This window comes from Haladaptatus sp. AB618 (assembly GCF_024136965.1).
Classification (GTDB): Archaea; Halobacteriota; Halobacteria; order Halobacteriales; family Haladaptataceae; genus Haladaptatus.
The window spans coordinates 731,412-745,189 of the sequence record NZ_JAMYJX010000001.1 but is presented as its reverse complement, the minus strand read 5'-3'; the positions used below and the strand labels follow the sequence as shown (position 1 = coordinate 745,189).

The following is a 13,778-nucleotide window of genomic DNA, read 5'->3' as shown; positions in this document are numbered from 1 at the left end:
TTTGTCTCCGGAGACGACGGAAGAAACACGACGGGACAATAGGGGTCATATAAATGCCTTTACGGTACGTGTACACTGGTTCAGTCGCCGGTGAAATCCGGTCAGGTACGACAAGAGGATACTGTTTCCATACGGCCCCGCTCCGCCTGTCACACCCCGGCGGGGCTTTCTTCGCGCCACTTTTTACCGAGCCACGCCAAGCGTTCGGCAGTGAACCTCCACGTCCGGTACGAGGGTGACGACGACCCGAAGAAGTGTACGGCCCGGAAGCTCGCCCGGTTCGACCTCACGGAACTCCACCGAAGCGCGCGGGCGACGCCGTACGGCATCGTCCTCAATCCGCACGCGGAGCAGGCGCTCTCGCCCGCGGACCGCGCAGAAACGGACACGCTCGTCGCCCTCGACTGCTCGTGGGAGAGCGCCGAGCGGGCGCTGTTCGAGATGCCAGGAGTGCACCGTGCACTGCCGTTTCTCGTCGCCGCGAACCCCGTCAACTACGGGAAGCCGTTCCGGTTGAACACCGTGGAGGCGTTCGCCGCGGGGCTTTGTATCCTCGGCGAGCGTGCGCAGGCCGAGCGAATCCTCTCGAAGTTCAGATGGGGCGAGACGTTTCTCGAACTGAACGAGGAACCGCTCCGTAGATACGCCGACTGTGAGGATTCGACGGAAGTGGTGGCCGTACAGCAGGAATATCTGGACGCTGGGAAGGAGTAGAACGGACGAGGGCGCGAACGGGAACGACGGGACAACTCAATAACGTTTAAACGCGCGGGGACGAAAACGCACGGTATGGCCAGTTTCGACGCAGCAGAGAAACGAACGCTCGACAAGATGATTTGCATGCGCTGTAACGCACGCAACCCACAGAAGGCGGACAAATGCCGCAAATGCGGCTACAACAAGCTCCGCCCGAAGAGCAAGGAAGCGCGTAGCGCATAATCGGATTCGCGGTTTTTCGCTGGAAGCGAAACGGGGAGACGAATCGCTACTCGTCCCGTCCGAACCACTCGTCTTCGAGGACGGCGAAGAAGTCGACGTTCACGTACTCGCCGTCGAGGAACGCGGATTCGACGTGGGTCGCCTCGTGGCGGAAGCAGAGCTTTTCCCAGATACGAGCGGAACCGACGTTGCCCTCGAACACCCGAGCCATAACTCGGTGGTGACGGCGTTCGCGGAACCCGAAGTCGGTGATGAGCCGGGCCGCCTCGGTTCCGTAGCCGTTGCCCCAGAACTCCTCCGCGAGGGAGATACCGATTTCGGCGTTCACGCCGGCCGAGTCCTTCGAGTAGAGGCTGATGGAACCCATGGCTTCCTCGCCGCGACAGATGAGCAGGTCGACGTGGTCCCCGTCGGTGTCCGAGGCGCGCTCCTCGAACCACTCCCGTTCCTGCTCGCCGTTGATGGGCGAGCGGCTACCGAGGTATCGGCGGACGGTCGGCTCGTTCATCGTCCCCTGCAGGAAGTCCAAATCGTCCTCCTCTATCGTTCTGAGTTCGATCCGGTCGCCACGTAGAAATGTAGGTCCGGGCATACTTCGAACACTGGAGTACCTGCGAGAAAAGGTCTCGTGAAACGTGATAGCACACAGCAATGAAACGGGACGTCCCCGAAGTTATTCCGGGTACTTCGGCTCCCGCTTCTCGGCACGCTCCAGCGCCGTTTCGATGACATCGCGTACATCACCGTGGAACTCCTCGCCGTGCCCGGCGTACATGTGCTCGACGGAATCCGGCATCCGGTCGAGGATTTCGCGGATGCTCTCGATGAGTTCCTCGCGGGATTGGCCCGCCATGTCTGTGCGCCCGAAACTGCCGTAGTCGAAGGCACCGTCGTCGTGGACGACGACGTCGCCGCTGAAGATGGTCGAATCGCTCACGAAGGCGAGGTGGTCGTCGGCGTGACCGGGCGTGTGAATGGCTTCGAACTCCTCGTCACCGATTTCGACGGTGTCACCGTCCACGATTGCGTGATCGCGGCGGGGGTGTGGCCCGTAGGACGCGAGTTCCGCGTCGAACTCGTCCAGTACGGCGTCGAGTTCCCCGACGTGATCGCCGTGTTGATGTGTGAGGACGACCGCATCGAGCGTGTCCGTGTAGTCGTGGAGCACGTCCACGACGCCGTCCATCGTCCCGGCATCCACGAGGACCGGGCGGTCGCCGAGCGCGAGATAGGCGTTGCAGGTGAACGTCTCGGCGTCGGCAGTGACGTTAACGACTTGCATGGGGGGCTGTTTTCCCCCATCTACCAAAATTCTGACGGACGCCGAGCGTTTTTAGTGTTCGAAGCTCCAACCATACAACGCATGGGCTTCGGGAGCTACGACGAATCTGAACAAGAGAACCAGGAGTATAGCGCGGACTTAGACGACGACAGCGGTGTCGAAACGTCTGAACACAACCACGAGGGAAGCGTCGACTTCGAGTTCGGTGCGTCGAACGACGAGCTGTTGAACCGGCTCAACGAGATGAAAGACGACGACGAAGAGTAGCGTGAAATCCGGTGTCCGGGCGCTGGGTGTCGCGGAGTCCTATCGCCGCGACACCAGCACGCTCGCTGGCGTCGTTACCCGCGCAAGTCGGGTGACTGATGGCTTTGTTTTTGGAACCTGTACTGTTGGTGGTACCGACCTCACGGACTCGATCATCGACCTCGTGGAGCGTCTCGACCGCGAGGACGTGCGCTACGTCATGGTCGGCGGAATCGCCCTCGCGTGGTACAACGTGTTGGACATGCACCGCCTCCACGACGCCGTCGACCGCCCCGTCATCGACGTCACCTTCGAGGAGAGCGACGGCCTGCTAGAATCGCTGGAGTCGGAGTTCTCGGGCGACGAACTCGACCGACGCCGGGAGACCTATCGAAAACAGCCACCCCGCCGCGAAATCGCCGTGGACGGGGAAACGGTGTTCGTCCGCCACGTCGGAATGGATGCCGACGAAGCCACGGAAGTCGTGCGCGCGTTCACACCCGAAGGAGGGCGTCCAGAACCCCTGCGCGTGGCGCGACTGGCGGCCCGCGCCGTGGACGACTTCTAGACGGACCGAACGGGAGTGAGACGGGGGGAGACGACGCGGACGAATTTTAACCGTTATACGCCGTCGGCCGAAACCGGGAGGTATGAGCGACGAGGTTGGTCGCGCGTTCGTTCCCGGCCATATCACGGGGTTCTTCAGCATCCACGAGGACGACGACCCCGAGCGGGCGGGGTCTCGCGGGGCGGGGCTGACACTTTCGGAAGGCGTCACCGTGACCGTTGAACCGGCAACGGAGACGAGTATAGACCTGAACGGCGAGTTCGCCGCCGTCGAATCGGGGCGTCGAGTGTTGGACGACCTCGACCTGACGGCCCGTATTTCGGCAGAGACGACGCTCCCACTGGGGGCCGGATTCGGCATCTCGGGTGCGCTCGCACTCGGAACGGCGTTCGCCGCGAACGACGTGTTCGGCGGCGGCCGCTCGGAGAACGAACTCGTCACTATCGCACACCGGGCGGAAGTCGAGGCCGGGACCGGACTCGGTGACGTGGTTGCACAGGCCCGCGGCGGCATTCCCATCCGCCTCGAACCGGGTGCACCGGCGCACAATCGCCTCGATGGGGTCCCGACGCGGGCCAACATCGAGTATCTCTCGCTGGGCGAACTCTCGACGGCGGAAGTCCTCTCGGGGAGCACGACCCGGCTTTCGGAGGCTGGCGTGGAGGCGCTCGTCGCGTTGGTGAACGAACCGACGATGGAGACGTTTATGGAACAGTCCAACGAGTTCGCCGAGCGGGCGGAACTGCTCACCGAAGAGGTTCGGGACGTCATCGAGGACGTTCACGACGAAGGGGGACAGGCGTCGATGGCGATGCTCGGAAAGACGGTGTTCGCGCTCGATTCGGGACTCACGGATGCGGGCTACGAAGCGAACGCGTGCCGGACCCACCACGCGGGCGCGACACTCATCGAGTGAGGGCGAACCACCCATCGAACGGGTAAATCACGGCTGTTTTGACCCTCCGTTTCCGATATCGACCATGAGCCACGAGGTAGAGATTCCGGAGGACCATCCGCGACAGCAATCGCTTCTCACGCGACACCGCATCGAGGACGGCGTCGAGAAGGGAGTCACGAGCAAGCAGGGCCTCATCGCCGAAGGGCGCGGCGAGGCGTTCGATTACCTGCTGGGCGAAGCGACGCTCCCGAGCGCCGACGACGCGGAGCGTGCGGCGGCGGCGCAGTTGCTCCTCGCCGACCACGCCGTGCTCTCCGTGAACGGCAACGTGGCGGCGCTCGTTCCGAGGGAAACCGTCGAACTCGCCGAGGCCACCGGTGCGGACATCGAAGTCAACCTGTTCGGCCGAACCGAAGAGCGCATGCGGGCCATCGCCGACCACTTGCGCGCACACGGCGCGGAGAACGTCAAGGGACTCACCGCCGACGCCCGGATTCCGGGCTTGGAACACGAACGCGGGAAGGTGGACGCAGACGGCATCTACGACGCGGACGTCGTTCTCGTTCCGCTGGAGGACGGCGACCGGGCCGAAGCGCTCGCGGAGATGGGTAAAACCGAAATCGTCATCGACCTCAACCCGCTCTCGCGGTCGCCACGAACCGCTGCAGTTCCGGTCATCGACAACATCATCCGCGCGGTTCCGAACATGACGAAACACGCCCGCGAACTCGCGGACGCCTCGCCCGAAGAACTGAAGTCCATCGTCGCGGAATTCGACCGCGAGAAAGCGCTCGACGCCGCCGAGCGAGCGATCCGTGATATCTAGTCGGTCAGCGACCTCTCGACCGGTTTCGCCCACTCCGGCCACTCCTGTCGTTCTTCCCCCGAAAACGACGGGTCGCCGGACATGGCCTTGATGGCACGCGCGTCGTCCAGACTCCAGACCGCGCCGTCCTCGTGGAAGATTCCGCTCAACAACCCCTGTCTCCTGCGGTACACCTGATAGGCCGGTTTGACCATCAGCGACCAGAAGAAGTTCCCCACGCCTGCCCGCCGAATCAACGGCGCGAGCGACGAGTAGTTCGGTGGGTGTGTTCCCTGTCCCCTACGCGGCGGCTTGAGACACTGCCACTCGGACAGCCACATGGGGCGGCCGAACCGACGCTCGGCCGCGTTGATTCGCTTCAACAGGTTCCGATAGTTCTTCTTCGTGTGCCCGAAGTTGCTGTGACACTGAAACACCTCGCTCCCCCACTCTCGATACTGCTCGTTGTTCTCGATGTTCGTCGAACCGACCGATAGCGGCACCCGTCCGCGTTGGTTCCACAGCGTCCGAAACATCCCCTCTGCGAACTGTAGCTTCCACGGCCGCCAACACGGTTCGTTGATGAGTTCGATGGCCAACAGGCGGGAATCGTCGCGGTAGCGGTCCATGAACCACCGGATGAACTCCCGTGGAAGGTGCCACCGTTTCGACTGCTCCATGATCTTTCGCGACGGCGAGAACACCGGACGGGCGGTGACTGGATCCCTGTTCGTCAAGGTGTGGTGACTCGGATTCGCCCCGATACCCTCGAAGATGCCCAACAGCACCCGCAACCCGTGGTCCGCCGCCGTCGTCAGGAAATGCTCCAGTCGAAGTCCGAACCGCGTCGGTTCCCGTTGCCACGCCTCGAAACTCAACCACACCCGTAACGCGTTGAGGTTGATACGACTCGCATAACAGAGGTCACGCTCGATGACGTCCGAGTCGTAGCCGTTCCACATCTGGAACGTGTTGAACGCCCGCGACGGGAAGTAGATGGCCCCCCGAACGTCCACCGGCGCGTTCGTCTCGTCGGTCGTTCCGCCGTCGCCGGACGTGCAATCGGCGTCGCTCTCGGGTCGTTGTCCGAACCCTCCAACGATGCCGATACCGGCCGCTACACTACCGAACCCGAGCACCGCTCGCCGCGTCGAATGTCCGTTCCCCATGAGACCCCGTTCACGGCTATCGATTGCCGGCGACAAATCAGTTTCCAGCTAGATTCATATCAGTTCGCCCTAAACCGAACACCAATGCCGTTTCTCCGCCGGGCGTGTTTTTGACAAACGGTGTGTTTTATTCCGAAGATCGCAACAAACATCCACCAATAGTCGCGGGGCACCCCGTGCAGTCGCGCGTTTTTTTCCACTGATTTTATAACTGTCCACCCTCTCCTACCCGGTACATGGAGGGCCAGCAGTGAGTGCCGAGGCCGCGAGTGCGCAGTTGCTGTACATAGTCACCGCCATCATCGGACTCGGTGTCATCTCACAGGTGCTCGCGGATCGGTTTCAAGTGCCGAGCGTATTGTTTCTCATCGGGGCAGGGATCATCTTCGGACCGGTCGGACTGCACCTGCTGAACCCGTCGGCGTTCGGTGACGCGCTCTCGTCCATCGTGGGACTGAGCGTGGCCATCATCGTCTTCGAAGGTGCGTTCCATCTGAAGGTGAACAAGCTACGGGAGGCACCGTCGGCGCAGATTCGCCTCGTCACCATCGGCGCGCTCATCTCGTTGTTGGGGACGGCGACGGTCATCCGGTTCGCGCTCGATCAACCGTGGGACCTCTCGTTACTCATCGGATCGTTGCTCGTCGCGACCGGTCCGACGGTCATCACGCCGATCCTGTCGGTCGTCCCGGTCAGGGACAGGGTCGCGGCCGCGCTCGAAACCGAAGGAATCGCCAACGACGTGACGGCCGCGATCCTCGCCGTCGTGATGTTCGAGGTGTTGGTTCTCACCGGATCGAGCGCGTTCCACGTCGGCGAGTTTTTCGCGTCGTTCGTTCGCCGCCTCGGAACCGGCATGCTCGTCGGAATCCTCGTCGCCGGGATAATCTGGTACATCCTCCGGCATCTCGACCTCTCGCCGGGGAACGCACCACAGAACTCCCGGTTGTTGGTGCTGGTCGGCGCGTTGACCGCCTACGCCGCCGCCGATATCGTCGCCAGGGAGTCCGGCATCGCGGCGGTTGCGACGGCCGGTATCCTTCTCGGCAACGCGGACCTCCCCTACGAGGAGAAGATCGAGGAGTTCAAAGGGGACATCACGCTGGTCGTCCTCTCGTTCGTGTTCATCACGCTGGCGGCCCTGCTCAAGCCGAAAGACCTCTTCGCGCTCGGAATCGGAGGGGCCATCGTCGTGTTCGTCGTGATGTTCGTCATCCGGCCGCTCATCGTCTTCATTTCGACATCGGGTGGGCGGTTCACGCGGGACGAGAAGCTGTTTATGAGTTTCGTCGGCCCGCGCGGCATCATCCCGGCGTCCGTCGCGACCCTGTTCGCCTTCCGCATCCGTAACTCGGCCGACGTGATTCCGAACGCGGAGCATGCGGCGACGGTACTCATCGGTACCGTCTTCCTAGTCATCGTCGTGACCGTCGTGCTCGAAGGCGGATTCGCCCGATTTATCGCTGAATATCTGAACGTAATTCCAATGCGCGTACTCATCATCGGAGGCGGAAAGGTGGGCCGGTCGCTCGCCGCACGCCTCGAAGACCGTGGAGAGAACGTCGTGCTGATAGAGCAGGACGAAACGATAGTGCAAACCGCCCGCGAGGAGGGATATACCGTCCACGACGGCGACGGCACGGACACCGAAGTGCTCCGCTCGTCCGGGGCAGGAAACGCGAAAATCGTCGTCGCCGCCACCGGCGACGACGACGTGAACCTGCTGGTCGCACAACTCGCCGAGTCGAAGTTCGACGTGGAAACCATCATCGCCCGGGCGAACAACCCGGACAACGTGGACGCCTTCGAGGACCTCGGGGTTCGAACGATTTCCTCGTCGCTCGCCACCGCGTGGGCCATCGACAACGTCATCGAACGCCCGGCGCTCTCGAACTGGATGACGGAACTCGGACGGAGCGGCGACGTGCAGGAGATCGAAATCACCGCCGAAAGTCTGGTCGGCAGAACCATCGACGAGTTGGACGCCGAACTGCCGAACGGGGTCCTCATCGCGCTCGTCGGACGGGACGGCGAAACGCAGGTCCCGAACAAGGGGTTCACGCTCCAGAAAGGGGACCACGTCACGTTCCTCGGGCGGAAGGAGTCCGTCAGGGAGACCATCTCCATGTGTCAGTCCTAACTCCGTCGTCGAGCGAATTCGAGGTTGACGGCCGAGAGGACGGTGAACGCGCCGAGAAGCAAGCCGACGTAGACGAGGACGTTCACGAGGGTGAACGGATACATTCCGAAGAAATTGCAGAGGATGGTGAATCCCCCGAGAACGGCGAGTGCGAGGTAGTATCGACTCCAGTTTCGGTTCCTCGACGGCGGGTGGACGAACTTGTCGAGTTCGGTCGCGGTGTCGCTGAGTTGTACCTGCCCGCGCTGTCTGTCGTAGACGATGATGCCCGCATCCGCCATCTTCGGCAGGTGTGTCTGGTACAACGACGTGTAGACGGATTTTCGTTCCTTCGAGGAGACGAGTTCGACGCTGGTATCCTGTTCCCATGCGGCGACTGCCTCGGCGAGTTCGCCGATGGAGACCTGCTCCGATTTCGACCGGAGGTAAGAGAGGGCGTACCGACGCCGTGGGTTCGTGAGGATTTCGAACGCGGTGTCGCGCGAAATCGGCTCCGGTCCCGTCGATGGTTCGATACTCATCGTCGAACGTTGCCAGTCCCCCGCCCTGCCCTGTACACGATACACCTTGGGTAGCTGAGCGCAAAAAGATATTCGTCTGTTTACAACTCTTCGTCGGAGAAACAAGCCCTCCCCGAATTCGACATCGGTCACAAGGCGGACGGCACGGAGCATGCGTGGTCGGGTGACGGGAAAACCGACCCCGAAGTCGTCACCGTCGAGGCCACTATCCCCGAGACGATTCGACTTTCACGACCGCGACGTCCCGATTTCGAAAGACGACGCTCGTCCCGGCCGATCCGTTTAGCCTCCCCAACATCCCTCGCCACTGTGCCGTCGTCAGCGTCTCACGGGCGATCCAACTCCGTGATCCTTCCCGCGTGAGGTAGACGTAATCGGGCGATACGTCGTCCCGGGAGAGCAGTTTCCGGAGACACCTCGCCGACGCGCAGGTCGAACTCTCACGATAGAGGGCGATCTGGCGTTCGCGCCGGTCGGGCGGGAGCCACTCGGCCCCCCACGGAGAGGCGACGACGGTTCGCTCCGCGAACACCGGGAACCACTCGGCCGCGTCCCCGGCGACGAGCACCGTCGCGTCGGCGGGCGTCCGTTCCCGCACCCACTCCATCGCCGTCATGTCGTCCCCGTCGATGTACGACGGCATGGGGTCCTGTTGCAATCGATCCAGCGGACGCGCCGGAATGGACCCGTAGTTGCTGGCGTATAGCCCGCCCGTCGCCACGCCGTAGGCAGAGAGCAACAGAAGGAGCACGAGCGAAACGCGTGCCAATCGCCCGCCATCGGCCGAGAGACGGCCGCGGTCGGTTTCCGACCGCGACGCCGCGACGGTCGATAGCCAGTCGAACACGAGCGCGGAAACGACGAACGCGCCGATGAGCATGAGAAACCGCGGCTTCGGGAACATCACCACCGTCGCGGCGAACCAGAACGGGAGGAAGTAGCGCTTTCGTAATGTGAGCGAGACGACGCCGACGAGCGTGAGGACGTGCCAGACGGGCAGGAATCGTGTACGGCGGCCGTAGAGAAACTTCGACGGGAACCAGAACAACCCCTGCCCGATGCCGAGGCGCGAGCCAGCGGTTCGGGTGAAGAGGCCGACGCCGTGGACCGAGACGACCCCCCACCACCACGGCAGGGCGAGGAGCAGGCCACCGGCCGCGACGAGCGCGCCACGAGCGAGTCCGGCGAGCGAGCGGTCGAAGACGAGGAAGAAGGCGAGATAGCTCGTGGCGAAGAACACGGGATAGGAGGGATGCGTGAGACAGGTCAGGCCGAACAGGACCGCTCCCGCAACCGCCCACACGAGTCGCTTCTCACGGAACAGGCGAATCCCGACGTACAGCCCCGTCACGGTGAACAGGAACGCCGGGGCTCGGACGATGCCACCAGCCGAGAGGTGCCACTTGAACACGGCAGGGCTGACGGCGACGACGAGCGCCGCGAGTCCTGCGCGCCGGTTTCGATCCGCGGTCCCGACGAACACCTCGCGGCCGAGGAAGTAGACCGGAACGACGGTCAGGACGGTGACGAGACCGGGCAGGAAACGGGTCAGCGTCAGCGGGCCGACGCCGAACCCGTCGCGGATGAACGCGACGAGGTAGAAGGCCAGCGGCGGGTAGCCGAACGGAATTCCGTTCGGCGTGTAGTGCGGGACCCGTGCCGGGAGGCGGTAGCCGTGAGCGCGAATCGCGTCGGCCATCGCGAGATACAGTCCGCCGCCCTCGGCGGGGTACGGATGGGTCAGCAGGTACGCCGCGAAAACGATGAGGCTGGCGAGGAGGGGCGGGACGAGCCACACGAGCGTGGCCGTGGAGGGGCGGCTTCGAGACACATTCCGCAACTCGACCTGCTCCGTAATTATTCTGTCCCGGAACCAGTGAAAGAAGAGTGAAAAATTCAGCGGACGGTGAGTTCACTCGCGCTTCAGCGTTATCGCCGCACCCTACCACGACGACCTTTTACGACGGTCACGAGGTCGCTCCGCTCCCTCGTTCCCTGTAAAAGCTCGATCAAAAGGACTTCCTCGTTCCCTCCGAGGTGTCCCACCTCGACGGTCACGCGTCGCCCGCGAATCGGGGATTCGCGTCGATTACTCGCGCTTCAGCGTGATTGCCGCACCCTGTCCGAAGCCGACACAGAGCGTGGCGAGTCCCTTCTTCGCGTCGCGCTTTTTCATCTCGTGGACGAGCGTCACGGGGAGGCGCGCGCCGGAAGCACCGAGCGGGTGGCCGATGGCGATTGCGCCGCCGTTGACGTTGAACTTGTCGTCCGGAACGCCGAGTTCGCGCTGGCTGTACAGCGTCTGACTGGCGAAGGCCTCGTTCAGTTCCACGAGGTCGAACTCGTCGATGCTCTCGCCGGTGCGCTCCAGCAGGCCCTTCGTGGCCGGAACGGGGCCGATTCCCATCACGGTTGGGTCCACGCCCGCGACGTTGTTGTCGCCGACGGTGGCCATGATTTCGAGGTCGTGTTCGTCCGCGAACGCCTTGCTGGTGACGAGAAGGGCGGAAGCGCCGTCGGAAATCTGGGAGGCGTTGCCCGGCGTCACGGTGCCGTCTGCCTTGAACACGCTCGGGAGGCCCTGCAGGGCTTCCATGCTGGTGCCGCGTCGGATTCCTTCGTCTTCCTCGACCAGTCCGTCCTCTGTTTCGATGGGGACGATTTCGTCGTCGAAGCGGCCGGAGTCGGTCGCTTCGGCGGCACGCTGCTGGCTTCGGAGCGCGTACTCGTCCTGTTCCTCGCGGGACACCTCGTACACCTCGGCGACTTTCTCGCCGGTCATCCCCATTTGAAGTGTGGGGAGGTTGTACTTCTCGGCCATCTCCGGGTGGATGCCCCGCCCCTCGTACCCGCCGCTCATGGGCACGCGGGACATGTTCTCGACGCCCCCGGCGATGATGGCTTGGCGCTGGCCCGCCCGAATCGCGTCGCTCGCGCTGATGAGCGCCTGCATGGAGGACGCACACCATCGGTTGATGCTCGTCGCCGGGACGCCCTCGCCGAGGTCCGAGAGGAGCGCGATGACGCGGGCGACGTTGTTGTCCTGTTCGCCGCGTTGCTGGGCGACGCCCCACATGAGGTCGTCGATGTCGTCTCCGGTCAACCCTGTCTCGGAGAGGATCGTGTTGACGAGCGGGATCGAGAGGTCTTCGCTTCGAACGTCGGCGAAGACGCCACCTTCCTTGCCCTGTGGCGTTCGAATCGCCTTCACGATGACTGGTGTGGTATCGCTATCCATGATTGATGATTCTCGCTCTACGTCCTTAAGTGGGGGTAGAACGCGAAGTAAATGAAGAACAGTTTGAAAGTTTATTGACAACCGATGGGGCTTCAGAAACTATTTGTCCGGACCCATACCATATCGTCGGTAACTTCAGACGATGCAAGGTTCCGACACCGCCCAGAAACGTACTCGCCCGCTCACGTCGAGCGACGAATCGAGCCTCCTCCAGCGACTCACCGAGCCGGTCCCTCTCGTCGTCCTCATCACCGTCGTCGGGCTTGCCCTCCGCCTCGTGAGCCTCGGCGCGCGTGTCGCCCATCAGGACGAAGCGAGGGTTGCGTACTGGATTTACACGTACTCGCAGAACGGCGTCTGGTACTATCGACACATCATCCACGGCCCGTTCCTGATGCAAGTGAACTCCATCGTGTTCTCGCTGTTCGGTGCGAACGACTTCACCATGCGGTTCGTCGTCGCTCTCCTGGGTGGACTGCTCCCGCTCGCCGCGCTCCTCTTCCGGGAGCGACTCAGGCCCTCCGAAACGGTCGCACTCGCCTTCCTCTTCGCTGCGAACCCCGTTCTGCTCTACTACTCGCGGTTCATGCGGAACGACGTGATCCTCGGGGTCGCGATGGTGTTCGCGCTCGGCTTCCTCGTCCGCTACTTCGACACCCACCGCCTGTCGTACTTCTTCGCGGCCGTGGCCTGTTTCGCGCTCGGCTTCACGATGAAGGAAAACGCCCTGCTGTACGTGGCCTGCTGGGTCGGCGCGGGCGTCCTGCTGTACGACCACCGACTCATGCTCAAGCGCGTCGGCAACGAGGGAATCGGGGCGGCCGTTCCGCGGCGCTATCGAATCGGCGCGGTTCGACTGATGGAAGGGGACCGGTCGGTCATGAACTCGGTTCTCAAGGCGCTCGGGGTCGGCCTCGCCGCCGTCATCGAGTTCCTGATCATCTTCATCTACTTCTACGCGCCGCGTTCGCAGAGCCAGCCAGGTCCCGGCCTCTGGAAGTCCCTTTCGCACCCGGAAATGATTCCGAAGGTGCTCGTCGCCGCGACGGTGACGGTCGGAAACAACTTCATCGGGTGGCAGGGACACGCCGACCACGCCTATCTCCCCTACCTCGAACACCTCCTCACGACGCTGAAAGTCGGCGCGTTGGCGCTCTGTATTCTCGCGGTCGTGGGGTTCGTCCTCGACCGCTATTCGGGTGACCGCCCCCGTGACGTCGTCGCGTTCGGCTTCTACTGGGGCGTCGCCAGCATCCTCGGCTACCCGCTCGTGATGGACATCAAGGCCGGATGGGCCGCCGTTCACGCCATCATCCCGCTCGCGTTCCCGGCGGCCGTCGGCCTCGCGCTGGTCTTCCGCTGGGGATGGGAAGCGTACGAGGACCACGACGACGTGAGCCTCGCGGCCGCCGCCGTCCTGCTGTTGCTCGTCGTCGCTTCCGCCGGAACGACGGCATACAGCACGACCTACCAGCATCCACAGGACCCCGATAACCAGTTCGTCCAGTACGCACAGTCCTCTTCGACACACTCGAAGCCGCTCCTTCATACCCTCGAACGCATCTCACGCGAAAACGAGGGAACGGACGTGCTGTTCTACGGGAGTAAGTTCTACTCGTCGAACGAGGCTGCGGACGACGTGTATCCCGTCGAGAGCGGTGAAGGCGGCGAAGGGTGGTTCGCCCGTCTCCCGCTCAACTGGTACCTCGAATCCGCCGACGCGCAGATGGCCAGCACACAGAACGCCAGCAACTTGCGGGGGGACAAACCGCCCATCGTCATCGCACCGGCCAACGTCTCGACCTGTTCCAGCGAGGACAGCACCGCGGAGGACATCGAGGGCTACATGTCCGGGTACACGCGCTATGAGTTCCAACGGTTCAGTTACAACAGTGGCTGTCACATCAGCACGACGGTCATCTACGTGCAGAACAGCTCTCTGTCGTCGTAACGCCACCGCGCGAGTGTGTAA

14 protein-coding genes are annotated in these 13,778 nt (G+C 63.1%); 8 read left to right on the top strand and 6 right to left on the bottom strand.

From position 1 onward, the window contains the following. Positions 1–210: 210 nt before the first annotated feature. The gene (locus tag NKF26_RS03905) at positions 211–714 is read left to right on the top strand and encodes a DUF367 family protein (RefSeq protein WP_253225434.1); all 504 of its coding nucleotides are present in this window, start codon (positions 211–213) and stop codon (positions 712–714) included. A 75-nt stretch (positions 715–789) separates the two neighbouring features. Continuing rightward, positions 790–939 carry a 50S ribosomal protein L40e gene (locus NKF26_RS03900; RefSeq protein ID WP_253225433.1) on the top strand — a complete coding sequence of 50 codons (150 nt, stop codon included), beginning with the start codon at positions 790–792 and terminating at the stop codon, positions 937–939. 46 nt (positions 940–985) lie between these two features. On the opposite strand, the gene NKF26_RS03895 is transcribed toward NKF26_RS03900, so the two are convergent. After that, the gene (locus NKF26_RS03895; RefSeq protein ID WP_253225432.1) at positions 986–1,531 is read right to left on the bottom strand and encodes a GNAT family N-acetyltransferase; all 546 of its coding nucleotides are present in this window, start codon (positions 1,529–1,531) and stop codon (positions 986–988) included. A gap of 81 nt (positions 1,532–1,612) precedes the next feature. Further along, positions 1,613–2,221, bottom strand: a complete 609-nt coding sequence (locus NKF26_RS03890) for an MBL fold metallo-hydrolase (protein WP_253225431.1) — start codon at positions 2,219–2,221, stop codon at positions 1,613–1,615. Positions 2,222–2,302: 81 nt separating this feature from the next. On the opposite strand from NKF26_RS03890, the gene NKF26_RS03885 reads away from it, so the two are divergent. The 4 genes from NKF26_RS03885 (at position 2,303) to NKF26_RS03870 (ending at position 4,759) form a co-directional block, all read left to right on the top strand. Further along, on the top strand, positions 2,303–2,488 hold the full coding sequence (locus NKF26_RS03885) for a DUF5786 family protein (RefSeq protein WP_253225430.1): 186 nt from the start codon (positions 2,303–2,305) through the stop codon (positions 2,486–2,488). Position 2,489: 1 nt separating this feature from the next. Then, the gene (locus NKF26_RS03880) at positions 2,490–3,035 is read left to right on the top strand and encodes a DUF99 family protein (protein WP_253225429.1); all 546 of its coding nucleotides are present in this window, start codon (positions 2,490–2,492) and stop codon (positions 3,033–3,035) included. Between the two features lie 82 nt (positions 3,036–3,117). Then, positions 3,118–3,951, top strand: a complete 834-nt coding sequence (locus NKF26_RS03875; RefSeq protein WP_253225428.1) for a pantoate kinase — start codon at positions 3,118–3,120, stop codon at positions 3,949–3,951. 64 nt (positions 3,952–4,015) lie between these two features. Continuing rightward, positions 4,016–4,759: a 4-phosphopantoate--beta-alanine ligase gene (locus tag NKF26_RS03870; protein WP_253225427.1), complete on the top strand. Its 744-nt coding sequence runs from the start codon at positions 4,016–4,018 to the stop codon at positions 4,757–4,759. Here NKF26_RS03870 and NKF26_RS03865 read toward each other — a convergent pair. Next, positions 4,756–5,907 carry a glycoside hydrolase gene (locus NKF26_RS03865; RefSeq protein ID WP_253225426.1) on the bottom strand — a complete coding sequence of 384 codons (1,152 nt, stop codon included), beginning with the start codon at positions 5,905–5,907 and terminating at the stop codon, positions 4,756–4,758. The two genes, NKF26_RS03870 and NKF26_RS03865, sit on opposite strands and share 4 nt — an antisense overlap. A 250-nt stretch (positions 5,908–6,157) precedes the next feature. On the opposite strand from NKF26_RS03865, the gene NKF26_RS03860 reads away from it, so the two are divergent. Further along, the gene (locus NKF26_RS03860) at positions 6,158–8,047 is read left to right on the top strand and encodes a cation:proton antiporter (RefSeq protein WP_253234008.1); all 1,890 of its coding nucleotides are present in this window, start codon (positions 6,158–6,160) and stop codon (positions 8,045–8,047) included. On the opposite strand, the gene NKF26_RS03855 is transcribed toward NKF26_RS03860, so the two are convergent. The 3 genes from NKF26_RS03855 to NKF26_RS03845 form a co-directional block, all read right to left on the bottom strand. Then, the gene (locus NKF26_RS03855; RefSeq protein WP_253225425.1) at positions 8,044–8,568 is read right to left on the bottom strand and encodes a hypothetical protein; all 525 of its coding nucleotides are present in this window, start codon (positions 8,566–8,568) and stop codon (positions 8,044–8,046) included. The two genes, NKF26_RS03860 and NKF26_RS03855, sit on opposite strands and share 4 nt — an antisense overlap. 205 nt (positions 8,569–8,773) lie before the next feature. Then, entirely contained in the window at positions 8,774–10,399 is a 1,626-nt protein-coding gene (locus tag NKF26_RS03850) for a glycosyltransferase family 39 protein (RefSeq protein WP_253234007.1), read from the bottom strand. Between the two features lie 258 nt (positions 10,400–10,657). Next, the gene (locus tag NKF26_RS03845) at positions 10,658–11,806 is read right to left on the bottom strand and encodes a thiolase family protein (protein WP_253225422.1); all 1,149 of its coding nucleotides are present in this window, start codon (positions 11,804–11,806) and stop codon (positions 10,658–10,660) included. A gap of 142 nt (positions 11,807–11,948) precedes the next feature. Here NKF26_RS03845 and NKF26_RS03840 point away from each other — a divergent pair, with 142 nt between their 5' ends. Next, positions 11,949–13,757, top strand: a complete 1,809-nt coding sequence (locus tag NKF26_RS03840; RefSeq protein ID WP_253225421.1) for a flippase activity-associated protein Agl23 — start codon at positions 11,949–11,951, stop codon at positions 13,755–13,757. The last annotated feature ends 21 nt before the right edge of the window (positions 13,758–13,778 follow it).

Excerpts from the sequence above, each read along its gene's own strand:
- NKF26_RS03900 (WP_253225433.1), top strand. The coding sequence starts at position 790 with ATGGCCAGTTTCGACGCAGCAGAGAAACGAACGCTCGACAAGATGATT.
- NKF26_RS03895 (WP_253225432.1), bottom strand. The coding sequence starts at position 1,531 with ATGCCCGGACCTACATTTCTACGTGGCGACCGGATCGAACTCAGAACG.
- NKF26_RS03890 (WP_253225431.1), bottom strand. The coding sequence starts at position 2,221 with ATGCAAGTCGTTAACGTCACTGCCGACGCCGAGACGTTCACCTGCAAC.
- NKF26_RS03885 (WP_253225430.1), top strand. The coding sequence starts at position 2,303 with ATGGGCTTCGGGAGCTACGACGAATCTGAACAAGAGAACCAGGAGTAT.
- NKF26_RS03875 (WP_253225428.1), top strand. The coding sequence starts at position 3,118 with ATGAGCGACGAGGTTGGTCGCGCGTTCGTTCCCGGCCATATCACGGGG.
- NKF26_RS03870 (WP_253225427.1), top strand. The coding sequence starts at position 4,016 with ATGAGCCACGAGGTAGAGATTCCGGAGGACCATCCGCGACAGCAATCG.
- NKF26_RS03865 (WP_253225426.1), bottom strand. The coding sequence starts at position 5,907 with ATGGGGAACGGACATTCGACGCGGCGAGCGGTGCTCGGGTTCGGTAGT.
- NKF26_RS03855 (WP_253225425.1), bottom strand. The coding sequence starts at position 8,568 with ATGAGTATCGAACCATCGACGGGACCGGAGCCGATTTCGCGCGACACC.
- NKF26_RS03845 (WP_253225422.1), bottom strand. The coding sequence starts at position 11,806 with ATGGATAGCGATACCACACCAGTCATCGTGAAGGCGATTCGAACGCCA.
- NKF26_RS03840 (WP_253225421.1), top strand. The coding sequence starts at position 11,949 with ATGCAAGGTTCCGACACCGCCCAGAAACGTACTCGCCCGCTCACGTCG.